23 protein-coding genes are annotated in these 21,928 nt (G+C 67.3%); 11 read left to right on the top strand and 12 right to left on the bottom strand.

Translation table 11 applies throughout. The features are described 5' to 3' along the window. A partial coding sequence (locus C516_RS19890) for a transposase (protein WP_040409661.1) occupies window positions 1-269 on the top strand: 269 nt, incomplete at its 5' end. A gap of 335 nt (window positions 270-604) precedes the next feature. On the opposite strand, the gene C516_RS19895 is transcribed toward C516_RS19890, so the two are convergent. Both C516_RS19895 and C516_RS0116330 read right to left on the bottom strand, forming a co-directional pair. Then, window positions 605-1,216 (bottom strand): GGDEF domain-containing protein, encoded by a 612-nt coding sequence (locus C516_RS19895; RefSeq protein WP_018719492.1) that lies wholly within the window; start codon window positions 1,214-1,216, stop codon window positions 605-607. 45 nt (window positions 1,217-1,261) lie between these two features. After that, on the bottom strand, window positions 1,262-2,395 hold the full coding sequence (locus C516_RS0116330; protein WP_018719493.1) for a PAS domain S-box protein: 1,134 nt from the start codon (window positions 2,393-2,395) through the stop codon (window positions 1,262-1,264). A gap of 508 nt (window positions 2,396-2,903) precedes the next feature. Between C516_RS0116330 and C516_RS0116335 the strand changes: the two genes are divergently transcribed. Beyond that, window positions 2,904-3,278, top strand: a complete 375-nt coding sequence (locus C516_RS0116335) for a hypothetical protein (protein ID WP_018719494.1) — start codon at window positions 2,904-2,906, stop codon at window positions 3,276-3,278. Between the two features lie 8 nt (window positions 3,279-3,286). Here the strand turns inward: C516_RS0116335 and C516_RS0116340 are convergent, their stop codons facing one another. The 7 genes from C516_RS0116340 to C516_RS0116370 all read right to left on the bottom strand — a co-directional run bounded on the left by C516_RS0116340 (window position 3,287) and on the right by C516_RS0116370 (window position 10,340). Next, entirely contained in the window at window positions 3,287-3,988 is a 702-nt protein-coding gene (locus C516_RS0116340) for a response regulator (RefSeq protein ID WP_211210642.1), read from the bottom strand. A gap of 208 nt (window positions 3,989-4,196) precedes the next feature. Beyond that, window positions 4,197-4,745 (bottom strand): PadR family transcriptional regulator, encoded by a 549-nt coding sequence (locus C516_RS19900; RefSeq protein WP_169509159.1) that lies wholly within the window; start codon window positions 4,743-4,745, stop codon window positions 4,197-4,199. Between the two features lie 106 nt (window positions 4,746-4,851). Beyond that, a complete protein-coding gene (locus tag C516_RS0116350; RefSeq protein ID WP_018719498.1) occupies window positions 4,852-6,855 on the bottom strand; it encodes a TonB-dependent receptor domain-containing protein in 2,004 nt (667 codons plus the stop codon). A gap of 94 nt (window positions 6,856-6,949) precedes the next feature. Continuing rightward, window positions 6,950-7,579, bottom strand: coding sequence for an O-methyltransferase (locus C516_RS0116355; RefSeq protein ID WP_018719499.1), 630 nt, complete (start codon window positions 7,577-7,579; stop codon window positions 6,950-6,952). 53 nt (window positions 7,580-7,632) lie between these two features. Next, a complete protein-coding gene (locus C516_RS0116360) occupies window positions 7,633-8,400 on the bottom strand; it encodes a heme ABC transporter ATP-binding protein (RefSeq protein WP_018719500.1) in 768 nt (255 codons plus the stop codon). A gap of 1 nt (window position 8,401) precedes the next feature. Further along, window positions 8,402-9,463 (bottom strand): FecCD family ABC transporter permease, encoded by a 1,062-nt coding sequence (locus tag C516_RS0116365; RefSeq protein WP_211210644.1) that lies wholly within the window; start codon window positions 9,461-9,463, stop codon window positions 8,402-8,404. Continuing rightward, on the bottom strand, window positions 9,450-10,340 hold the full coding sequence (locus tag C516_RS0116370; RefSeq protein ID WP_018719502.1) for a heme/hemin ABC transporter substrate-binding protein: 891 nt from the start codon (window positions 10,338-10,340) through the stop codon (window positions 9,450-9,452). Before C516_RS0116370 ends, C516_RS0116365 begins: the two co-directional genes overlap by 14 nt. A gap of 180 nt (window positions 10,341-10,520) precedes the next feature. Between C516_RS0116370 and C516_RS0116375 the strand changes: the two genes are divergently transcribed. Both C516_RS0116375 and C516_RS0116380 read left to right on the top strand, forming a co-directional pair. Beyond that, window positions 10,521-11,165: a LysE family translocator gene (locus C516_RS0116375; RefSeq protein WP_018719503.1), complete on the top strand. Its 645-nt coding sequence runs from the start codon at window positions 10,521-10,523 to the stop codon at window positions 11,163-11,165. 36 nt (window positions 11,166-11,201) lie between these two features. Beyond that, window positions 11,202-11,744, top strand: coding sequence for a DUF6624 domain-containing protein (locus C516_RS0116380; RefSeq protein ID WP_018719504.1), 543 nt, complete (start codon window positions 11,202-11,204; stop codon window positions 11,742-11,744). Between the two features lie 67 nt (window positions 11,745-11,811). On the opposite strand, the gene C516_RS19905 is transcribed toward C516_RS0116380, so the two are convergent. Then, entirely contained in the window at window positions 11,812-12,666 is an 855-nt protein-coding gene (locus tag C516_RS19905) for a bifunctional transcriptional activator/DNA repair enzyme AdaA (RefSeq protein WP_018719505.1), read from the bottom strand. A 1-nt stretch (window position 12,667) separates the two neighbouring features. Then, window positions 12,668-13,615, bottom strand: coding sequence for a DMT family transporter (locus tag C516_RS0116390; RefSeq protein WP_018719506.1), 948 nt, complete (start codon window positions 13,613-13,615; stop codon window positions 12,668-12,670). Window positions 13,616-14,109: 494 nt separating this feature from the next. Here C516_RS0116390 and C516_RS19910 point away from each other — a divergent pair, with 494 nt between their 5' ends. From C516_RS19910 to C516_RS21225, 7 genes are all read left to right on the top strand, one after another. After that, a complete protein-coding gene (locus tag C516_RS19910) occupies window positions 14,110-15,015 on the top strand; it encodes a GGDEF domain-containing protein (protein ID WP_018719507.1) in 906 nt (301 codons plus the stop codon). A gap of 317 nt (window positions 15,016-15,332) precedes the next feature. After that, the gene (mtgA, locus tag C516_RS0116400) at window positions 15,333-16,049 is read left to right on the top strand and encodes a monofunctional biosynthetic peptidoglycan transglycosylase (protein WP_018719508.1); all 717 of its coding nucleotides are present in this window, start codon (window positions 15,333-15,335) and stop codon (window positions 16,047-16,049) included. 267 nt (window positions 16,050-16,316) lie between these two features. Beyond that, a complete protein-coding gene (locus tag C516_RS19915; RefSeq protein WP_018719509.1) occupies window positions 16,317-17,585 on the top strand; it encodes an IS91 family transposase in 1,269 nt (422 codons plus the stop codon). Between the two features lie 25 nt (window positions 17,586-17,610). Next, entirely contained in the window at window positions 17,611-18,117 is a 507-nt protein-coding gene (locus tag C516_RS19920; protein WP_018719510.1) for a DUF2569 family protein, read from the top strand. 64 nt (window positions 18,118-18,181) lie between these two features. Continuing rightward, window positions 18,182-18,610, top strand: a complete 429-nt coding sequence (locus C516_RS21220; protein ID WP_156831283.1) for a hypothetical protein — start codon at window positions 18,182-18,184, stop codon at window positions 18,608-18,610. A 760-nt stretch (window positions 18,611-19,370) separates the two neighbouring features. Beyond that, window positions 19,371-19,835 (top strand): hypothetical protein, encoded by a 465-nt coding sequence (locus C516_RS0116415; protein ID WP_018719511.1) that lies wholly within the window; start codon window positions 19,371-19,373, stop codon window positions 19,833-19,835. Window positions 19,836-19,920: 85 nt separating this feature from the next. After that, window positions 19,921-20,589, top strand: coding sequence for a hypothetical protein (locus C516_RS21225; protein ID WP_156831284.1), 669 nt, complete (start codon window positions 19,921-19,923; stop codon window positions 20,587-20,589). Window positions 20,590-20,669: 80 nt separating this feature from the next. Here C516_RS21225 and C516_RS0116425 read toward each other — a convergent pair whose 3' ends face one another. Beyond that, window positions 20,670-21,722, bottom strand: coding sequence for a lipase family protein (locus C516_RS0116425; protein WP_018719513.1), 1,053 nt, complete (start codon window positions 21,720-21,722; stop codon window positions 20,670-20,672). Window positions 21,723-21,928 lie beyond the last annotated feature (206 nt).

The following is a 21,928-nucleotide window of genomic DNA, read 5'->3' on the forward strand; positions in this document are numbered from 1 at the left end:
CCTACGAGTCAGGCACCAGCGTGCGTGCCCCGCGCCGGATCTCCAAATGCGGCGACGCCGCCCTGCGCAAGGCGCTGTACTTCCCCACCCTGTGCGCGATGAAACACAACCCCGTGATCCGCGCCTATGTCGAGCGGCTCAAACAGCGTGGCGTAAGAGGCAAATCCCTCGTGTGCGCCGCCGCCAGAAAGCTCCTCCACCTCATCCACGGCGTGCTCAAGTCCGGCAAATCCTTCGATCCCAACATCCCCTTGCAAGCACAGGGGTAAGACGGTATCTACTGGAATCTTGCCCTGCGCAGCGTTGGCGGAACGCACGTACATCGGGGTTATAACATCGGCCGCTCAAGGCAATCGACGCAGCCGACATCGCGGGACGGGATGTTGGCTGCCAGGAGCAGCCAACCTACGCGGCAGTGCATCCGGCACAGCGATTCCACAAGACCCGCCGTCCCTGGAAGAACCCTCTCCCCCGACCCTTCTCCCGCGAGGGGAGAGGAGTATGACGTGGCGGTAGGTCGGCTGCTCCTGGCAGCCGACATCCCCGCTCAAGGCTGTCCGGCGGCACCCGCCTCTCCAGGGCCTGACTCGAGGCGGCGCGTCTACTAGGCGCTGAGGTAATAGGTTCCCTTTCCGGCGCGCTTGGCGTTGTACATCGCCTGATCCGCCGCTTTGAGCAGCGCCTCGGGATCACCGCCACCAGCGGGACCGACGGCCGCGCCCACGCTCGGGCGTACGGCCACCGAATGCGTGCCGAGCTGGACAGGTTCGTCGAACTGCTCCAGCACGCGGCCGGCAACACCGCGTGCGGTGGCCTCGTCGGCGTCCGCGAGCACCACCACGAACTCGTCACCGCCGACCCGGGCCACGGTGTCGTCCGCGCGCAGGGCCTTGCGGATGCGCGCGACCGCCGCAACCAGCAGCTCATCACCGCAGGCGTGACCATAGGTGTCGTTGATCGCCTTGAAATCGTCGAGGTCGAGCAGCAGCACCGCCGTGCGGCTGCCGGCACGGGCATCACCGGCGCGCAGGGCGGCGAGCCGGTCGTCCAGCAGCGTGCGGTTGGCCGCGCCGGTGAGATCGTCGTAGAGCGCGCTCCGGCGCAGCCCCTCGATGCGGTCCTGGCGTTCAAGGGCGAAGCCGGTAAGGTCGGACAGTTCGTCGAGAAACTCCGCCTCCCATTCCACCGGCAGTCCCGTACGCTCCAGCAGAACCACCAGGCACCCCAGCGCGCCGCCGTCCTGTGCGCGCAGGGGCCAGCATCACACCCCGCGGACACCGCAATGCCGGGCCAGCCGGGCGCATTCACCGCGCCACTCGTCCGCCCCGAGATCCGCGGCCATCACCTGACGGTTGTTCGTGACGGACGTCGCCCATGGGGCGCGGGTGTCATCCGTGGCCAGCGCATCGATGAACGCCTGAGTGCCGTCACTGCCGGCAACCGCACTCTCGACGTCGAGTCCGTCGTTGTGCCGGTGCATCACCAGCACACCGGCACGGGGCCGATGGGTGCGCACCACCTCGCCGACACCGCGCAGGAGCTCGGGCAGCGGCTTCTCCAGCACCACCTGTTTAAGCAGCCTCGCCTGTGCCTGGCGCAGGGCGTGATCCGCGTACTGATGGGTGACGTCGGCGATCACGGACAGACACACCGGGCGGCCACCGTACTCGAACCGCTCGCTGCTCACCGAGGTACGTCGCAACACCCCCTCTGTGGTGAGGATCGGCCATTCCCCGCGCACGCGCAGCCCGTCGTGAATGACACGCCGGAAGCTCTCCGCGACGTCTTCACGGTAATGCACCGGCGTGAGGTCCAGGAACGAGCTACCGGTTAGCGAGGCGGGTTCGCCTCCGAGGAGACGGGCGACATATCCGTTCAGGTCCAGGAAGACCCCGTCCTCATCGAGGAATGCGAACCCCACGCCGACCACGCGCTTCATGACCGGGATCAGATCCGCACTGAGCCCCGAGGCCGGCATGGCGAGCGGCGTTACCGCGGTATTCACGCCGTCACGCACGAGGTCGCCGAGCACACGCAGGCCACAGACGACATGCCCCGGCAAACCCTGCGGCCCGGCCTGGCAGCCGGCCAGGATCAGCGAGATACGTCCCCCCATCGATAGCGGGACACGGGCGGCGAAAGCCAGCCCCATCCCCCTGAGGGCGACAGCGGTCACATCGCCCTCGGGGGCGGCCGCCGCGTCCGCCATGACGACGCCATCGTCGTCCGTCGGCGCGGCCTGGACCACCGCAGCGAGGCGCGGGTAATCCACCGCGCGGAGGTCCCCGCCGGGCCAGGAGCGCCCCCAGCCCAGACACCCGTCGTCACCGCTGCGAATCACCAGGGCCACATCACACCCCGCCAGGCAGGCGCCCAGGGTGGCGATCCGGTCCATATGGCGGTCACCGCCGACGGGTGTGTCACCCGGCCGGTTACCGGGACCAATACTGTCTGTCATCGCCGTCTTCTCTCGCTCCACCCCGGGAGACCGGAAGGAGCGCGCCGCATCACTTGCGCTGACACTGATAAAGCTGGGCGTTCCTGAGTGCCACCGGAGCAGCATCTGCCCGGACGGAGATCCTGAACAGATACCGTCACTGCAACATTTAGGACACTCGGGGACACAGTCAAAGCAGTGACGCAACACGACCGTGCGGAAATGCCAAATCGGGCACACATGCCGGCGCGACGCGGCGGGATCGCCATCAAGGCATCCCCGGTTCCACCCGACCGGATTTCAGGTTTCCCCCGATAGGCAGCGGGCATGGTGCCTCCTATTGTGTTTGTTTGGCCGCCAGAGCCAGTACGGCGGCACCTCGCCCGCACCAACGACCAATAGAAACACAAGAGGCACGCCACCGATGCCCGCAGACCCGCGCGCGACGGACGGCCAGGAGGGAACCATGGTCATACTGCATACCGGGGCGCGGGCGCTTGCCCGGCGCTGGCTTGCCTGGTTCCGGGAACACGGCTGCCGCGTGCACCTTCTCGACTCGCGGGTCGATTACCTCGCGGCGCTGCAGGGCGCGAACCATCCGGTATCGGCAGCGTTCGACGACTGGTCGGAACCGGGGGCGACAGCGGGCTTCCTCGGCGTAACCCGCGGCGCCACCGATGCCACGATCTACCTCGGTCGGCGTGACCAGGACCCGCCGCAGCAGCCGGTGGCCGCCCCGGGGGCCACCGGGCCGTGGGGCCTTTTCATGCTCGCCAGCGGCCTGATCGAGGCAGAGGCCGCCCTGGTGGCACCGCCCGTCGTGGCACGTCCGGGGAGCTGAGGCGGCGGTTATACCCGAACGAGGCCAAGGCGGATCGCCGTCTTCACCAGCCCGATCACGTCGCGCACGCCCAGGCGCTGGAGGAGCGCCGCCCGGTGCGTCTCGACCGTCTTCACGCTGACGAACATACGCTCGGCGATCGCCCGGGTACCGTAGCCCTCGCCGATGAGCTGCAGGACCTCCCTCTGCCGATCGGTAAGCCGTGACAGCGGATCGCCCTCCTCCGCTTCGATGCGGTCGAGCTCGGCCTGCACCTCCGCGGCGGACAGTGACTCGCTGAGGTAGCGCTGTCCCCGGTGAACCGCGCGCACCGCCCGTTCGAGCTCCTCCGGGCGCGCGGTCTTGAGCAGGAACCCCCGGGCACCGATCCGCAACGCACGCGCCACGGTGGCGACCTCCTCGTGCATGGAAACCATCAACACGGGTACGGCGGGATACGCGCGGCGCAACCGCCTCAGGACCTCGAGGCCGTTCATGCCGGGCATCTCGACATCCAGGAGGACAACATCGGCGGGAACGTCGTCGAGCAGGCGAAGCAGCGTCCGGCCGTCCCCGACCTCACCCATTACGCTCACCCCGTCGATCAGCTCGAGCAGGCGGCGCAGCCCGGCACGCACGAGGGCGTGGTCGTCCGCGAGCACCACGTGCACGCGGTGCATGTCCGCGGGCAGGCCGGGCACGGCGGTGGGTGGCTGACTCCTGGCATTCATGCGGGTAGCAAGGTCTCTGTGCGATCGCCTGCGTGTGCCGGATTCACGGCGCCGCCTTCCGGTTCCGTATCCGTTTCAGTATGTAATGTCGTAAGCTGAATGCTGTTTACCGAAACGCCCGAATGTAATCAAGACTGAGAACCACGCCTCATATTGGATAGTTCAGTCATCGGCAACGTTCACCCGGAGTTTAGCGCGGCGGGATGACCTACCCCTTCGGGGCCTCATCGAGGATGGCATTCAGCCGTTCCGCGGTCTCATCGAGCAGGGCGACGATCCGGCGCTGAACGGCCGGGGGCCGGTCGAGGCTGCGGTGGAGGATCGATTTGAGCTCCATGCGCGCCTCCAGCAGGTCCTGGGCAAGGCTGGCGCCTTCCTCGTCGCTATCCGCGATATCCGCCATGGCCTGACGCAGCGCACGGTACTTGCGCCCGGCCCGCTCCAGCCGGGCGACGACGCGCTCGGCGGTCCCGGCGTGTTCCCGCCGATAGTCACGGCCACGGTCGGTGAGGCGGTAGTACTTGCGCCGGCCCTCGCGCTGCTGGGCGACGTAACCGTCGCGGCCGAGGGCGGTGAGCACGGGATAGAGGCTGCCGGGGCTGGGGCGGTAGAAGCCCCCGGAGAGGTATTCGATGCGGTCGCCGAGCTCGGTGCCGTAACCGTCGGCGTCCGCCAGCAGGGTGAGGAGCACGAGGCCAAGCTCGTCGCCCGAGAGCTTGCGGGCGGCGGGCATGCCCATGGGAAGGTCCGGCCTCATGCTCGCTGTCATCGTGCGCCTGCCCGCCGCTGTCGTGTCTCGTCAGTGATACGCGGGCGAGGGTAACACGACGGCGCCCGCCGCAGCCCGGGGGCGCCGCCACGGCTCAGAACGTCACCGTCACGCCGGCGTTGTAACGTCGGCCGTCGAGCACGCGGTTGTAGTCCTCGTAGGCGATCTCCTTGTCCAGCAGGTTGTAGATGCCGCCGAACACCCGCACCCGGTCGCTGACCCGGTAGCTCAGGCCGGCGTCCACGAGGGTGTAGCTCGGGTACGCCTCGCTCAGTCCGCCGCGGCCGACGACCTGCTCCGCGGTGCCCTTGTAGCGGGCCTTCGCCCATAGCCGGGCGGCCTCGCTGGCCCGGTAGTTCACGCCCAGGACGGCGCGGTGGCGGGGCTGGTCGTTGAGCGGGTGGCCGGCGTTCTCGCCGGAATCCTGCTCGCTGTCCGTGAAGGTGTAGCTCATGTTCACCTCCACGCGCTCACCCACGGGGAAGCCCAGGCTGAGCTCCGCGCCCTGGACGTGGGCCTCGCTGACGTTGCGGTACTGCGCGATCATCTCGTAGTCCTCGCCCAGGTAGGTGCAGGCCGGATCGCCCTGATCGATGTCGCAGATGGTCGGCTTCTCGATCTTGTTGTCGTAGTCCGTGTAGAACACGGTCACGCCCGCCTCCACGCCGTCGTAGCCCCGCCACAGGGCCGCGAGCTCGTAGGTGATGCTCTCCTCGGGCTCGAGATCGGAGTTGCCGACGTCGGCACCGTCGCGGCGCGGACCACCGCCGCCCTCGACCCAGTTGGAGTCGCCCTCCTTGAGGTCCGGCGTGCGGTAGGCGGCGCTCACGCCACCCTTCACGGTCAGCCGGGGACTGGCGATGTAGACGCCGTACAGGCGGGGTACGAGCTCGTTGCCGTAGTTCTCGTCACGCACCCAGCGCGCGCCGGTGGTCAGCGAGAAGCGCTCGCCGAGCATCCACTCGTCCTCGGCGAACAGCGCCATGTCCCAGCGCTCCAGGTTCGAGTGCTCCTGGGCGCGGACCGGGTTCTCCGTCTCCTGCACGCGGTACTGCGCACCCACGGTGAGCAGGTGGCTGGCGAGGGGGAGCACGGTCCGGGTGTTGCCGGTGGTGCGCTCGTAGAGCGATTCCTGGGTCAGGTTCTCCATCTCCGCGTGCTGGACGTAGCTGCTGGTGCGCACGCCGCCGCCCCAGGCGAGGTCGTGGGAGACGCTCTGGTGGCGGCGCACCGTCTCCAGCTCGGAGTCGCTGCCGGTGAGGTCGGCGTGGCCCTCCGTGTCCTGGGTGGCGTAGCCGGCCTCCACGGAGACGTCGTTCGCCTCGTTCGGCGACCACTTCACCCGCGCGGTGGTGTCGTCGCGGTCGTACTCCCGGTAGCCGTTATCGATGTCGTCCTCGTTGCGGCGGAACGTCGAGCCGAAAACCGACACCGCGAGGTGATCGTCGACGATCGGCCCGCTGACGTAGTAGTCGCCCTGCCCCCGGTCGCCGGCGTCCTCGTTCTCCTGGGCCGTGCCCTGCAGGGTGAACGAGCCGCCCCAGCGCGCCGGCGTGTCACGGGTGATCACGTTGATGATGCCGCCGAGACCGCCGGAGCCGTACACCGACGACATCGGCCCGCGGATCACCTCGATGCGTTCGATCGCCGAGATCGGCGGCAGCCAGCCGTACTCCGCACCGGAACCGAAGCCGTTGTAGTAGGCCTGGTCCGAGCCCTGGGGCTGGCCGTCGACCATGATCAGCGTGTATTTCGGGTCCATGCCCCGGATCGAGATCTCCCCCGTGCCGCCCTTGCTGGACGGGCCGTCGTTGACGTAGACCCCGGGCACGCCCTGCAGCGCGTCGGTGATGTCCCGGTAGGAGCGGTCCTCCAGCTCCTCGCGGGTGATGACCGAGACGCTGGCGGGCGCGTTGGCCCGGTCCACCGCGTGCCCCGAGGCGGACGACGAGGTCACCGTCACCGTCGGCACTTCGCCGCCGGACTGCTGCGCCAGGGCCTCGCCGCCGGCGAGACACGCGGCGGCCATGCACAGCGACATGCCACCGGTGCGGTTTGCTCCGGACACACGGAACCTGTTGATCGCGTTGAACGCCATCACTGAACCCCCTTGATCGATGGTGTTGTTTCTCACGCCCCTGACGGGGCTGGATGGGCACCGCCCGGGCAGGTTCGGGCGGCGCCCCGCCGGCCTACCCCCGGAAGCGGGAGACGCTGAACTGGCCCGGCCCCACGGCGATCAGCCGCGTGGTGAACCGCTCCGGCGAATGGGTGATGAAGTGCCGGAAGTCCCCCGGCTCGCCGTCGAAGTGGTCGAGGTTGTCCGCGACCACCCACGCCCCGGTACGCAGCCGCGGCGTGAGCGCGTCCAGCACCTCGCGGTAGGCGGACTTGTCGCCGTCCAGGAAGACGAAGTCGAGGGGCCCCTCGACGCCGGTCAGGCTCTCCAGGGCGTCCCCCGCGCGGATCTCCGCGTGGCGTGCGAGCCCCGCCTCCTCCAGGCTGGCGAGCGCGTGGGCGCGCTTGTTGTCGTAACGCTCGCTGCCGGTGACGTGGCCCTCGTTGTCCGCCGCGGCGGCGGCGAGGTAGAGCGTGGAGATGCCGAACGAGCTGCCGAATTCGACGATCCGCCGCGCCCCGGCGGCACGGGCGAGCATGTAGAGCGTCGCCCCCTGGTCCGGGCCGATCGCGAGATACGCCTCGCTGCGATCGAACGGGGCGTCCGGACCGGCACGGCGCCGGGCGTCGCGCTGGGCACGCGCCGCGGCGTGTTCCCGGGCCAGCACCCGGGTGACTCTGTCGCTGTCGATGGTGGCGGTCATGGCTGTGAACTCCCGGGCCCTCCGGCCCGCACGGGTGGGTGGATTGCTTGGGGTTACGGCGGACCGTCGCCGGTGGTCACCACCACCGGGCAGTCGCGTTCGGGGTGCGGCAGCACGCACACGGGCTGGCGGTAGACCCGCCGGAGCTGCCCGGCCAGGAGGACGTCCCACGGCGTGCCCTGGGCGGCGACCCGCCCCTGGTCCAGGAGCACCAGGTGGTCGGCGTGGGCGGCGGCCAGGTTGAGGTCGTGCATCACGGCGACCACGCAGTGCCCCGCCGCCGCCCAGTCCGCGGCCAGCGACAGCAGCCGCTCCTGGTGGCGCAGGTCCAACGCCGCCGTGGGCTCGTCGAGCAGCAGTACCGGCGTCGACTGCACCCGCACCCGCGCGAACGTGGTGCGTGCCTGCTCGCCGCCGGAGAGGGTCAGCGCGTTGCGCGCGGCGAGCGGGGCGATCTCCACCTCCGCCATCGCCATGTGCACGCTCGCCTCGTCCTCCTGCGGCGGCAGGTCGCGCAGGGCGCGGCCCATGCGCACGACGTCGTCGACTCGGTAGGCGAAGCGCAGCACGCTGTCCTGGGGCATCACCGCACGCAGCCCGGCGAGCTCGCGCACCCCGTACTCCGCCAGCGGCCGCCCGGCCAGGCGCACGGCGCCACCGGTGGGCGCGCGGTCCCCCGCCATCAGCCCGAGCAGGGTCGACTTGCCGGCACCGTTGGGCCCGATCAGCGCGGTCAGGCTCCCGCCGGGACACGCCAGCGAGACGTCGCGCAGCAGCTCGCGGTCGTCGATGCGCAGGCTCACGTCCTCGATCTCCAGCATCTCAGCCCCCCGCCGCCTGCCGGCGCGAGACCAGCCACAGGAAGAACGGCCCGCCCAGGGTCGCGGTGAGGATGCCGATGGGGATCTCGTTCGGCGGGTCCAGTGAGCGCGCGCCGATATCGGCGAGCATCAGCAGCAGGCCCCCGCCCATGGCGCTGAACGGCAGCAGGTGGCGGTGGCCCGGACCGATGACGGTGCGCACCAGGTGCGGGACCACCAGCCCGACGAACCCGATGGTGCCGGTGAACGCCACCGCCGCGGCGGTGAGCAGCGCGGTGAGCGCGATCAGCCGACGGCGCAGGCGGCGCACGTCGACCCCGGTGTGCTGGGCCTGGCGCTCGCCCAGGGCGAGCAGGTCCAGGGGCACCGCCTGACGGCGCAGCAGCACCAGCCCGGCGACGGCCAGCGGCGCGATGGTGAACACCGGCGCCCACGCCACCCGGGAGAGCGAGCCCATGGACCAGAACAGCAGGCTCTCGAGCTGCTCAACACTGGCAAGGTAGGTGAGATAGCCGGTGAGCGCGCCGGCGATGCTGTTTATCGCGATCCCGATCAGCAGCAGCCGTGCGTTATCGCCACCGGTCTGCGAGGGCCGCGCCAGCAGGTAGATCAGCCAGGTGGTCACGAAGCCGCTCAGGAACGCCCCCGCCGGCAGCGTCCAGCTCCCGAGCACGTTGATCTGCATGACGATGACGAGGACCGCGCCCAGCGACGCCCCGCTGCTGACCCCGACGATGCCCGGATCGGCCAGCGGGTTGCCGAACAGCCCCTGCATCGCCGCCCCAGCCATCGCCAGCGAGCCCCCGACCAGCAGTGCCATGAGCGCCCGCGGCAGGCGCAGGTCCCAGAACACCGCGTGGGCGACCGGCTGTCCCTCCGCCGCCTCCAGCGGCGAGAGCATCACCGCCAGCAGCTGGCCCGCCTCCACCGCGACCACGCCGGTGGAGACGGCGGCGGCCAGGCCCGCGGCGATGGCGAGGGTCAGCCCCGCGTAGAGCGCAACCATCGGCGGGCGCCCACGGCCCGGCCAGGGTCCGCCGGTGACGCCGTCAGTCGTCGCCATGGAGCGCCCTCGCCAGCATCAGGGTGGCCTCGCCGCTGGTCACCGCGTCGAACTTCACGGCGCTGTGGCCGAGCACGATCAGGCGCCGCTCCGCCGCCGCCGGGGTGTGGGCGAGCCCGGACACCCGCTGCCAGATACCGGAACGTCCGCCCAGGGCGGCCAGCTCCTGGCGGGAGACCAGCACCACCTCCGGCGCCATGGCGATCACGCCCTCCGCGCTCAGGCTCTGGTAGCGCTCCAGGCCCGCCTCGGCCCCGACGTTGACGCCGCCGGCGCGCCGGATGAGCCCGTCCGCCGGGGTCCCGGCCCCGGCGCCGGTCACGGCGCCGCTGCTCCCTGCCCCGCTGCTGGAGACGTGGAGCACGCGCACGGGGGCGGCGCCGTCGACGATCTCCCGCGCCGCGGCGTAGTCCGCCTCGATCCCCGCGACGAGCTCGCGCCCCCGGGCCTCGCGCCCGACACGCCCGGCGATGCGGCCGATCCGCTCCGTCGCCGGCAGCGTCCGCGGGATCATCACGCTGTCGATCCCGAGCCGGCCCGCCTGGGTCATGAGTTCCCGGTCCCGGGCGGGATTACCGCCGATCAGCAGGTCCGGGCGCTGGGCGAGCAGCCCCTCCGCGGACGGCATGCGATGGTAGCGCGCCGCCCCCGGCATCCGGCCGGCAAGCGCCTGGTCCTCCGGCACCAGCACCAGCGCCTCTCCCTGGCCGAGGGCCAGCAGGATCTCCGCGTGGCCCGGGTCGAGCACGGCGATGCGGCTCGCCGGGTCTGCCGCGATCGATGGCACCGACACGAGCAGCATCACCAGGGCCGCGCCAAGCGCGGCGGCGTCGATGCCCGGCCATCGGCGGACGGAGGCGTGTCGTATGCGGCGCATGATCCGGCCCTTCGGGGTTAATTTATCGTACGATATGTTGAATGCGAATCGTTGTCAATTGCGTGGATGAAAAGAAGCACTCCGGCGGCAGCCCCGTTCCCTTTTCCACCGCGAGCAGGCAGCCTATGGGCATCCCGCAACCCATCACGGCGGCACCGGACGTGCCGCCCGGAAGGCGCCATGTTCGACTACACCCTCGCGCACTGGCTGGCGTTTTTCAGCGCCGCGGTGCTGCTCAACCTCACCCCCGGCCCGGACATGGCCTTCATCGTCGGCCAGGCCGCCCGGCACGGCGTACGCAAGGGCTTCGCCGCGATGTTCGGCGTGTGGATCGGCGCGTTCCTGCACGTGCTGCTCGCCGCGCTGGGCCTGTCCGCGATCCTCGCGGCCTCCGCCACCGCCTTCTCCGTGGTCAAGTGGATCGGTGCGGCCTACCTGATCTGGCTCGGCCTGAGCGCCTGGCGCGGCGAGGCCGCCGGCGGCGAGACCGACACCGCTGGCACCCCCACCACGGTGACGGCGACCACCGTGCTGCGCCGGGGCGTCCTGGTCGCGGCACTGAACCCGAAGGTGGCGGTGTTCTTCCTGGCCTTCCTGCCCCAGTTCGTCACCGCGGGCGCCGGGCCGGCGAGTGCCCAGCTCTTCCTCCACGGCAGCCTCATCATCGCCGTGGCCGCACTGGTCGAGCCGCTGCTGGTCCTGGCCGGCGGGCGCCTCGCGCGGGCGCTGAAGTCGAGCCCGGGCCTCGGCCGCTGGATGGACCGAACGCTCGGCTCGCTGTTCATCGCGCTGGGCATACGGCTCGCCACGGCCGGGCGTGGCTGAACTACGTAACCCCGGTATCGCCGGCGGAGGTACAGGATGGCCGTGAACGACGCCCTCCGCCACGAGCTGCTGGCGATGCAGGCCGCCGACCAGGACCTCCTGCAAACACTGATCGAGACCGGCGAGCTCGAACGCCACGCCTATCACCCGCGCATGCGAGCCGTGCACGAACGCAACAACGCCCGCATGCGCGCCATCCTCGACACCCACGGCTGGCCGGGAGGGCGGCTGGTCGGCGACGACGGCGCCCGCGCGGCGTGGCTGATCGTCCAGCACGCCGTGCTCGATCCCGGGCTCATGAGACGCGCCCTGCCCCTGCTCGCCGCGGCCGTCGACGACGGCGACGCGGACGGCTGGTGCCTCGCCTATCTGGAGGATCGGCTGCGGACGCTGGCCGACCGGCCCCAGCGCTACGGCACGCAGCACGACATCGACGCCGGGGGCCGTGCCTACCCGCTGCCCATCGAGGACCCGGCCGGCGTCGACGAACGCCGCCGCGCCGTGGGGCTGGACCCCCTCGCCGAGGCGACGGCGCGCATCCAGCGGCGTTACCGGCCTGACGGCCCGTCCCGGGAGTAAACCGCCTGCCGCGCGACCCACGCGGCGCACCCACGGCAATCACGCGCGATGGCGGCGCACCCGCCGGCTACCCCGTCGCAACGTGGCGGAGCGCGGTGCGTATCCGTTCCCGGAAGGCGGTCCCCAGGATATCCGGCGGCAGATCGGGGGCGGCGCGGGGCACGGCGACATGGGCGGCCGCGGCCCGCACCACGGCGGCGAGGCCGCCGACGTCCTCCGCCAGCACCGCCTTCGGGAACTGGGCGCACAGCCGTGCCACCACCGCCGCATCGCCGGCGCCCAGCGCCACGGCGCACAGGCCGCGTTCCGTCGCCGCCACCAGCAGGCAACCGAGAGCACACGGGACCGTGGCGTAGCGGATACGCTCCCCCTGCCCGCCCCCGGCGTAGACGGTGGGTGTCATGCCGAGCCGCTGCGCGACGGCCTCGTAGGCGCGGCTGGGGGCGCCGTAGCCGGCCTCGTACAGGGCCTCCGTCACCATCGCCCCGGCCTTCAGCCTCTGCGCCAGACGCCGGGCCTTGAGCGCCTTGGCGTAGCCCTTGGGGGTAATACCGAGGCGGGCCTGGAACAGGCGGCGCAGCCGGGCGGGCGTCAGGCCGACGCGGCCGGCGAGCTCCTCCAGCGCCGGCTCCCTCTCGGCCTGCTCGAGAACGCGGCAGGCGGCCACCAGCGCGCCCGACGCCGGATCGGCGCCGCCCGCCGGGCGGCAGCGCTTGCAGGGGCGGAATCCGGCGGCCTCGGCGTCCGCGGGGGTATCGAAATAGGCCACGTTGCCGCGCCGCGGCGGCCTGGATCGGCAGGAGGGCCGGCAGTAGATACCGGTCGTGCGCACGGCGTAGATAAACCGGCCGTCGGCGGCCGTGTCGTTGCCGATGACGGCACGCCAGCGTCCGTCATCCGTGGCAACGTCCTTCCGGGTCATCTCAGGTGCCCTCCTCCCCACGTCCGCCCGCGGCGACTCTGCGCAGCCAGCGGGCCGGACGGCCGTCCACGGCCGCGAGGCCAAGACCGATGATCGCCATGCCGGCGACGTCCCGCAAGCCGAGGCGCTCCCCCAGGATCCCCACCCCGAGCAGGATCGCGCTCACGGGGATGAGGAAGGTCACCAGCAGCAGGTTCGTCGCCCCCGCCACCGCCAGGATGCGGAAGTAGAGAAGATAGGCCAGCGCCGTCGACAGCACCACGAGTCCCGCCACGGCGCCCACGACCGCCACCGACGGGACCGGCAGCGTCCACGGGTGATCCACTGTCAGCGCGACCGGCGCCAGCAGGGCGGTGGAGCCGGTCACCTGCCCCGCCGCCGTCTGCAACGGCGTCACCCCGAGCCGCCGGAACCGCCGGCCAAAGACCCCGGCGCAGGCATAGGACACCGCCCCGGCCAGGCAGGCGAGATAGGGCCAGGCGTTACCGGCGCCCCACGCCCCCTCCCCCACGAGCACGACCACGCCCAGGAACCCGAGCCCCACGCCGGCCACCCGGCCCGGCGTCAGGCGCTCGTCCGCCAGCACCAGGCCGGCCACCACCACCGTGAACAGCGGCGTCGTGGCGTTGAGTATCGCCGCGAGACTCGAGGAAAGATGCGCCTGCCCCCACACGATCAGGCTGAAAGGCAATGCGTTGTTGAGCAGCCCCATCACCAGGAACGCCCGCCAGACCCCCGCCCGGCGCGGCATCCCGCCACCACCGGCCAGCGCCACGGCCCACAGCACGACGGCACAGCCGCCGACCCGCAGCAGCACCAGTGTCAGCGGCGGGATGGCGTCGACCGCCACTTCAACGAAGAAGAACGAGCCGCCCCACAGCACCGAGAGGGTAAGCAGCATCCCCCAGGCGGCGGCGTTCATGCGCGGCGTGATCGTGGATGGCGTCATCGTCGTATCCCCCGTCTGTGGTCCCGGACAGGAGCATGCAACGGCAGTCGCCCCGCCACATCCCGGTTTGGCACGGGCAATTCGGGCGGCGGCGGACGAGCATCGCGTCCATGACGCCGACGACACCGCACGGCGCGCACGTGGCGCGGGCGGGAGCCGGAGGTGGTGTCATCCCGGCCCGACACCTTCCCCACACCGGGGCGCTCCGGCGCGATTACCAGCCGTGGGCATTCCGACCGTCCCCGCCACCAGTACTGCACACTCCCCGGACGGCGCGGCGATGCGTGCGCCGGTGGTCGAAGCCCGGCCCGCCGTGCCGTCACCACACCCCCTCCCGGCACGGCCATTAGGAATGCGCCTAGGCCAATTTGGGAGACCACCGACTCGCCCCGTGGCGCCATGCCTGTATCATCACCAATAACCGACCGCTCCGGAGTCGACAACGGACAACCACCGCAGGGACGATTCAACCGGCACACACCGAGAGAGACCGCATGTCTGTCGTAACCGCCCTGGACCGTCCCCTCTCCCGCCTCGGCACCATCGGCGTGATGCTGCTGGCCCTCGCCGGTGTCGCGCTCATCGGCATGATCGACTACGTCACCGGCTACGAGGTTTCCGTCTCCGAGTTCTACCTGCTGCCGCTCACCGTGGCCGCGTGGTACAAGGGCCGGCTCGCCGCCGTGATCATCGCGGCACTGTGCTGCACCTCCTGGTACGTCGCCGACACCGCTGCCGGCCGCCCCGCCGGCGACGAGGCGGTCGCGGTGTGGAACACCGTCGTAAGGCTGGTCTTTCTCGTCGTCACCGGCGTGCTGCTGGACGCCCTGCGTACGAGCTTCGACGCCCAGCGGCGGCTCGCCCGCACCGATGGCCTCACGGGGTTGCTGGTGCGGCGGGCGTTCAACGACCAGCTGCAGCGCACCCTCGCCCTGGCCCGCCGCCACGGCGACCCGATCACCCTGGCCTACATCGACGTGGACGACTTCAAGCTGCTGAACGACAGCCGCGGCCACGCCGAGGGCGACCGCCTTCTGTGGAGCATCGGCGACGTCCTCGCCCGCTCGCTGCGCACCTCGGACGCCGCGGGCCGCCTCGGCGGCGACGAGTTCGCCCTGATCCTGCCGCGCACCGACGCCGGCGGCGCCAGGCAGCTCGTCAACCGCCTCAACGCCACGCTCCATCAGACATTCGCCACCAACGACTGGGACGTCGGCTGCAGCATCGGTGTCGTCACCCTGCGCAACACCGGCATGTACCCGGAGGCGGCCCTGACAACGGCGGATGCCCTCATGTACGACGTCAAACGCCAGGGCAAGGGCACCGTGGCGTTCCGCGTCCTCGACGGCCGGGACGTACGGCCCACCCACATCCACACCGCCCGCTCCGCCTGTCAGTGATCCGGGTGGGAGACCGGGGACCGGCCCTCCAGGAGCACACGACACACAAGGGACGACGCCCAGGACAGCGATGAAGCATGCGGGCCACAAGAACGCGCAGGACCGCGTCGTCCCCCAGGGGACACCGCCCGACGACATGACGGCACACTGGACGGCCACACCGCCGTTACGCAGAATCCGAACTGATCATCCGGCGGGACGGGTCATGAGGCCGACGCGAGCGAACGAAACGACACACCCCGGGAATCGCACGCCGCCCTTCAACGAGCTGCCAAAACACGGGGGAACGCGATGATGGCAACGGGAACCCGCGCGCGATGACCCGGTCGCGGCGCCGAACACTGCTGAAGAAGGCCGCACGGATCACGGCGGCGATCGTCGCCGGATTCGTCGCCCTGAGCCTGCTCGTCGTCATCACCCTGCGCTGGGTCGACCCGCCCACTAGCGCCTTCATCATCCGCCACAACGTCCTCGTGGACGCCCACCCGGACTGGACCGCCGCCGCCTACGAGTGGACCGACTGGCCGGACATCAGCCCGAACCTCCCCCTGGCCGTCGTCGCCTCGGAGGACCAGCGCTTCCCCGACCACTGGGGATTCGACTTCCAGGCCATCTCCAAGGCCCTGCGGGAATACAGCCGCGGCGACGACCTCCGCGGCGCCAGCACCATCTCCCAGCAGGTCGCGAAGAATCTATTTCTCTGGCCCGGGCGCAACTACATCCGCAAGGGCCTGGAGGCCTACTTCACCACCCTCATCGAACTGTGCTGGCCCAAACAGCGCATACTGGAAGTCTACGTAAACATCGCGCAATTCGGCCCCAACACCTTCGGCGCCACCGCCGCCAGCCAGCGCATGTTCAACAAATCCCCCACCCGGCTCACCCCCGCCGAAGCCGCCCTCCTCGCCGCGGTACTCCCCAACCCCTACGAATACAACGCTCGTCGGCCCTCCGGCTACGTTCGTGAACGGCAGCGCTGGATAATGCGCCAGATGCAGCAGCTCGGGGGCACAGGGTATTTGAAGCGGCTATAATCACCGCAATCGTCCTGTAGACCGCCAAATAACCGGTCCGTCAATCACGCCCCCGACGCTGCGGGACCGCTTTCTCGACAACGACATACGGGACAAGGCTTTCATGTTAGGCGGACGACGTCCGCGTTATAACACGGACTTGATCCGTCTAATTACTGTTGCACAAAGCCGCTGCGCGGCAGGAAGGAAGCTTTGACGTGATCGGCACTGGTTCGCCGATGGAGATGTGACGGACGCTGCGGTGTGCGCCGCAAAAGGAGGCATGCAATGGCAGGGAAGCCGACGATTCAGGAGGTGTTCGTGCACCATTTCGATGAGGTGCGACGCGGCGGCAAACTGTCCGCGCCACAGCAACGCGCCGGGCAAGCGATTGTCGCCTGCCGCACCGACACGATGGGTGGCCACGAACAGCGCTGTCCCGACGGACACTTCGTGCGCACGCAGTACCACTCCTGCAGGCACCGCAGTTGCCCGACCTGTGCCGAGAAGGCGAAGGGCGAGTGGCTCGACAAGCAGCAGCAGCGGCTGCTGCCCTGCGATCACTTCCATGTGATCTTCACCGTCCCGCACGAACTGCTGCCGTTGTGGCGCTACAACCGCCGCGCGTTCACCGATGCGCTGTTCGGTGCATGCCGCGACACGCTGCTGCAACTGCTCGGCCAGCAGCGCCACCTTGGCGCGACGCCCGGCATCCTCATGGCGCTGCACACCTGGGGGCGGACCCTGAACCAGCATCCGCACATCCACTGCCTGGTCACCGCCGGCGGCCTGACCCCGCAGGGGGAGTGGCGCCACGTGACCGGCGATTACCTGTTGCCCGCCGGGGTTGTGAAGCCGGTCTACCGCGGCAAGCTGCTGGCGAAGCTCTCGGACGCCATGCGCGCCGGGCGTCTGCGCGCGCCCGAAGGCACCTCCATCGAGGACCATCTTCGCTCCGCCGCCGCCAAGAAGTGGAACGTGCGTTTGGAAAGCCGCTACGGCCACGGCAGGGGCGTGGCGAAGTACCTTTCGCGCTACGTGCGCGGCGGGCCGCTCGCCAACACCCGGGTCGTCGGCGCCGGAGATGGCCACGTCCGGTTCCGCTACAAGGACCACCGTGACGGCAAGTACCGGGTCCGCTGCCTGGAGGCGCCGCGCCTCGTCGAGCATCTGCTGTGGCACGTCCCCGAGCCCGGCCAGCACACCGTGCGCCATGTGGGGCTCTACGCGCATGCCTGCAAAGAGCGCCGCGAGCGCTGCCGCACCCTGATCGATCCGCGCACGACGGGCTCGCAGGCGCACCAGCGCCAGAGCTGGCAGGCGTACATGGCGTCGATCGGCCACGGGGCGACGACGCGCTGTCCTCACTGCGGGCGGGCGCTGGTGCGCGGAGCCGCGATTGCCCACCGACAGCGGCGGCGACAAAATTCCCAATCAAGGTGGAGCGGACTTTGTACAACGAGCCGTTCAACCGGACCCGCACCGAGTCACGATCCGCCCGCGGAGACAACCCGAGCAGACAGCGCTCTTTTTTTGGCCTCGACGCGGGCCGGTTAACTATTCGTTAGGGGAAGGAGCGACAATGAAGAACAATTCTCACCTCGTTGGTGTCGGGGGTTGGCTTTTGCTTTTGACGGTCGGGCTTACCATTCTCGGTCCTCTGATGGGCCTTGGCCGCTTAGCTGGGGAGTTTCAGGCTGCTGAAAAGATGAACCCCGGCTTAGCCACGAGCTCTCAGTGGCTTCAGTACAAGGAATATTCGTGGTGGGTTGCAGGGATTGCGGCAGTCATCAGTTTCTGTGCCGGCTATCGGCTTTGGAAGATTCATGCGGTTGAGTCGGTTCGCTTCGCTGTCCTGGCCCTCTGGATCATCGGACCTGGTGCCACCATTGCGCAGGCAGTCGTGATGGTGATCGTTTTCGGGGGGCGTGCCGCCACCGCAGGTCCTAAGATGGTCGGCGGCCTGCTGGGGTCACTGATCGTTGCGTCCATATGGACTGCTTATCTGCTGCGGTCAAGGCGGGTGCAGAACACCTATAAGCGTCCATTGGCGCCTCGGGCGGAATCTGAAACCGAGGGGCAGCCCTAACATCTGGCTCGAGCCGACGTCGCCTTCGGCGCGGCGGCTCGAGCCAGGGCATTAGGAGTCTAAAATGAGCGAGATAAAGACAAATCAAGAAAAAGCCCTTAGCAAAATAAAAACTGCCTTCTGGGCAGCGGTCATTCTCGTCGTAATAAATGGGGGCTTAAGAGTTCTGGCAATTACCGATGGAAATTCTTCGATGGAAGATGTAATTATTTATTTGGCCGACCCAATCATTATGTTGGCGCTCGCATTCTGGTTGCTGAAAGGAAAAAGTCGTGCTGCATCTATTGCTCTACTCGTCCTTTTTTTATTAGGAAAAGCAAGCTTGTTTCTTCCCTTGTTGGGGGTCGATCTGTCCCCAGAACAGCAAAATACATTTATCGAGGCGGCAACACGTCAGATTATATGGATCGCGATTTTCGGCTATGCCTTTATACAGGGAATTCTGGGCGCATTTACATTCCAGCGCTCTTTGAATACGAGCAATGACACCTAACAATAGCTTCAATCAGGACGCATTTTTCGCTCGCTGTGCCCGCTCCAAATGCGCCTGTTAAGCTGAACGTTAGTACTCAGTTGTGGATACGAATAGAGGTCGCTGGCATGCACTGTCTAAGCCAGAGATAGAGACTAAGGTGTTTGATAGGTAATAGGGACAGTAATAGGGGACAGACAGTAATAGGGAGTAATAGGGGACAGACCACATTTCTTCCGCTCCAGCGGGAGCCATCTTCGTGGTCTGTCCTTGATTTGGCCCGTGGGTGCGATAAGAGCGTAATAATGGAGCATCGGTTTATGCCTGAAAAGCCTCCTTACGAGCCGGCTCATGGATCATGAGCGTGTGGTTTGCTGGTGCGTTGCAGTTGGAATGGGAATATTGCTTCTGATCGGGCCAATCGCGGCAGCCATCTCGAATGAGGCCGAATTTCACCCATTACAAATCATTGTGCCACTGGTCCTGATCCCGCTGGCGGTTGCACGATTGAAAGGCTGGGTGAAACAGGGTAGCGGCGGAGGCCCTTGAAGGCGTGAACAATAGGAGAAAGACTACGTTTCTCGCCTTGGACGGGAAATCAAGGGAGCAGAGTACTTTAAGCCGGTTCCGATGGGACCGGGATGTCGGTTTTAACGGCCCTGACCCCTTGAACACCTTGATCTTTTGTGATCCGGGCAAATCCCAACAAAACCATGCAGCCGACGCTCGTGCCTCGCGCGGCTGATGGTTGGCGTTATGTGCCAAGAGCCATGGGGGAAGGATGGAGCACAACTTCGAACGTCTAAAAGCCCATATCCTCCCTTTGTCGAATGCTGATGACTTCGACGCTGCAAGGCGAGAGTGGACCCTGGTCGGCATCGAGGTGAGCGAGGAGTTCGACAATTGTCCGTGTGGGCAGGACATCAAGGAACACTGCCACATTCGCAATGACCTCAACGGAAACACCACCTATGTCGGCAACGTCTGCATCAACAGGTTCATCGGTATAGATACGGGGAATCTGTTTGCCGGCCTCAAGCGTGTGGCACAAGACGACAAGGCGAATGCCAACGAGGACTTGATAATTCACGCCTACAGGTTCGGCTACATCTATGAGTTCGAGTACAAGTTCCTCATGGACACCCGCCGCAAGCGGAAGCTGTCGCCGAAACAGCTTGCGTGGAAGCAGAAGATAAACCGCCGCATCCTCAACCAGACGGTCGTGCAGCGGCGTAGTAGCACATAACTAGCGATTGGAGTCCGACCGGCCAAAAGCCGCGCGGCGGCTTTCGGTCGGCGGCTCAAGCGCGGCGTTAAGTGGAGCAGCCCTAGTGGCAGCGGAATCCAATACGTCTGAGCATGCATTGTCACTCATCAAGGCCGGTATAGCCGGGGTACCCGTGGTTGGCGGTCCGATAGCAAGCTTGATCGGCGACTATGTGCCAACAGCTACCCAACGCTCAATTGATCGGGCAATCGAACTTCTATCAGAACGCCTAAGAAAACTTGAGGGTCGACTCGACGTTGAAGCTGTTGATAAAGATGAGTTCGCTGAGCTGTTTAAGTCATCATATCTCTCAATTGTTAGAAGCCACAACGAGAGCAAGCTGAGGGGGGCGACAGCGATATTGGCGAATTTGCTTCTGGAAGAGGGTGATGCTGAAAAGCTAACCTACACCGAACTGGATCATTTTGCTCGTTGCGTAGAAACATTATCGGGTGGTGCGGTCGAGGTATTAGGGGCTGTCGTGAGGGAAGCTCGCAGCGAGGGCCGAGCCGACGGTGATGAGGCAGCATTCCGGGTGAATTTCTCGCAGATTAATGATCAGTTCAACCATCTTTCTCCACACTTGCTGATGGGGTTGGTGGGTGAGCTCGACGCGGCAAATCTTCTGCATCGCGGAAATACTCCGACAATCCGCACCACAAACTATGCAAATTACCCAATCGAGCTTACGCCGCTGGGAAAGCGATTTGCTCGTTTTGTACTCGAATCATAGTCACATAAACTCGCGTTGCACTGGTTCCCTTCACGTCTATCTCCCTTATGGCGTGCGTTCTTCGGATGCGTATTCCCGTCCTAATTGCGCCGTAACGCGTGCGCCTCGAGCTTGCCCGCGTACTCGCGAATGCTGTGATCGGTGCCCGATGCCTTCGCATACGTCCCGATAAGTCGCCAAAGCACCTGCTGCGACTTCCAGAAGAAGTTGGGACTCTTTCGAACCTGAAGCTTCGCAAACGGGAAGCCCCGGGCATCGGGTGTGTTGGGTGCGTCGGAGAGGAAGACCAGATTGCCGAAGTGCGTGTAGCCGGCGAAGCGCTTGCGAAGGAACTCGGAGATCGCCAACGTCCCATTGAGCGGAATGAGTCTCAGCCCACCCAGGACGATCTTCAACCCATACCCGAATGGAACCCTGGCCACACCGTCGGCGGCGTTGACGACACGGTATACCGGGGTTTTTATCCCCTCGAAAAACGCATCGTCCCCAACACGGGGGCCCCCGAAGGTGTAGCACGCGCCCGTGCCATTGCGCTCCAGATACCGAGTTGCGACTATCGCCAATGCCCCACCCAGGGAGTGGCCCGTGATATAGACGGGCGGACCCGCATGTTTTTCAAGCGCCTCTTCGATGGCGTCGCGTACTCGCTCGAACGCCTCCAGGAAGCCCCGGTGGATACGTCCCTGTTTAGGCGCTGTCACCAGATCCGCCTTCACGTCCGTGAGCACATCCGTGATTCCCGGCTGGGTTCCCCGAAACGCCAGAATCAGCATGCCCTCTTCGCTGTCCTCCGTTTTGCTCAGGCGCGCCAGCAGCGCCTCGGTGCCATCGTGGGCAAATGTCTCGAGCAGCTCGAAGTTCGCCGCACGCAGGGCCTCCACCGTATGTGTCGGCACCCCTGACTCCGATTCCACCGCCCGTCTCACCAGTGCTTCGACGGCGTCCGCCGCCTGACCGGAAACGACCGCTTCACGAATCTCTTCCGCCAGGTTGTCCACGGACACCTCGGACGGTAGCGGCTCGTAGACCAGTCGCGCGATCTCCGCCATGATCCACGCCGTACGATCCGAGTATGCGGCCCGTGTGATTGGTGGCCGTTCCAGAAGTTGAGTAGAAACAAAGAAATCGGCCATCACCCCCTCCTTGTATTTGAATACCATGGTGCGGCTTTTGACTTTATTGTGATTCACATTAGCGCGCGCCGACGCTCTGTTTGTCAAACGGAATTAGCCGGGAATTTTCCGGACAGGGCGGAAGTCAGGCATACGGCATATGCAGCCTGGACACCGGGGCGTCCATCTATCCGATTCTTGAATTACAAAACGTGCGCAACCAGGAG

Origin of the sequence: Arhodomonas aquaeolei DSM 8974 (genome assembly GCF_000374645.1) — a bacterium.
GTDB classification, from domain to species: domain Bacteria; phylum Pseudomonadota; class Gammaproteobacteria; order Nitrococcales; family Nitrococcaceae; genus Arhodomonas; species Arhodomonas aquaeolei.

Excerpts from the sequence above, each read along its gene's own strand:
- C516_RS0116390 (WP_018719506.1), bottom strand. The coding sequence starts at position 13,615 with ATGACGCCATCCACGATCACGCCGCGCATGAACGCCGCCGCCTGGGGG.
- C516_RS19915 (WP_018719509.1), top strand. The coding sequence starts at position 16,317 with ATGGCAGGGAAGCCGACGATTCAGGAGGTGTTCGTGCACCATTTCGAT.
- C516_RS0116335 (WP_018719494.1), top strand. The coding sequence starts at position 2,904 with ATGGTCATACTGCATACCGGGGCGCGGGCGCTTGCCCGGCGCTGGCTT.
- C516_RS19910 (WP_018719507.1), top strand. The coding sequence starts at position 14,110 with ATGTCTGTCGTAACCGCCCTGGACCGTCCCCTCTCCCGCCTCGGCACC.
- C516_RS0116365 (WP_211210644.1), bottom strand. The coding sequence starts at position 9,463 with ATGGCGACGACTGACGGCGTCACCGGCGGACCCTGGCCGGGCCGTGGG.
- C516_RS0116375 (WP_018719503.1), top strand. The coding sequence starts at position 10,521 with ATGTTCGACTACACCCTCGCGCACTGGCTGGCGTTTTTCAGCGCCGCG.
- C516_RS0116360 (WP_018719500.1), bottom strand. The coding sequence starts at position 8,400 with ATGCTGGAGATCGAGGACGTGAGCCTGCGCATCGACGACCGCGAGCTG.
- C516_RS19900 (WP_169509159.1), bottom strand. The coding sequence starts at position 4,745 with ATGAGGCCGGACCTTCCCATGGGCATGCCCGCCGCCCGCAAGCTCTCG.
- C516_RS19905 (WP_018719505.1), bottom strand. The coding sequence starts at position 12,666 with ATGACCCGGAAGGACGTTGCCACGGATGACGGACGCTGGCGTGCCGTC.
- C516_RS0116350 (WP_018719498.1), bottom strand. The coding sequence starts at position 6,855 with ATGGCGTTCAACGCGATCAACAGGTTCCGTGTGTCCGGAGCAAACCGC.
- C516_RS0116370 (WP_018719502.1), bottom strand. The coding sequence starts at position 10,340 with ATGCGCCGCATACGACACGCCTCCGTCCGCCGATGGCCGGGCATCGAC.
- C516_RS21220 (WP_156831283.1), top strand. The coding sequence starts at position 18,182 with ATGAGCGAGATAAAGACAAATCAAGAAAAAGCCCTTAGCAAAATAAAA.
- C516_RS0116355 (WP_018719499.1), bottom strand. The coding sequence starts at position 7,579 with ATGACCGCCACCATCGACAGCGACAGAGTCACCCGGGTGCTGGCCCGG.
- C516_RS0116340 (WP_211210642.1), bottom strand. The coding sequence starts at position 3,988 with ATGAATGCCAGGAGTCAGCCACCCACCGCCGTGCCCGGCCTGCCCGCG.
- mtgA (WP_018719508.1), top strand. The coding sequence starts at position 15,333 with ATGACCCGGTCGCGGCGCCGAACACTGCTGAAGAAGGCCGCACGGATC.
- C516_RS19920 (WP_018719510.1), top strand. The coding sequence starts at position 17,611 with ATGAAGAACAATTCTCACCTCGTTGGTGTCGGGGGTTGGCTTTTGCTT.
- C516_RS0116415 (WP_018719511.1), top strand. The coding sequence starts at position 19,371 with ATGGAGCACAACTTCGAACGTCTAAAAGCCCATATCCTCCCTTTGTCG.
- C516_RS0116425 (WP_018719513.1), bottom strand. The coding sequence starts at position 21,722 with ATGGCCGATTTCTTTGTTTCTACTCAACTTCTGGAACGGCCACCAATC.
- C516_RS0116380 (WP_018719504.1), top strand. The coding sequence starts at position 11,202 with ATGGCCGTGAACGACGCCCTCCGCCACGAGCTGCTGGCGATGCAGGCC.
- C516_RS0116330 (WP_018719493.1), bottom strand. The coding sequence starts at position 2,395 with ATGGACCGGATCGCCACCCTGGGCGCCTGCCTGGCGGGGTGTGATGTG.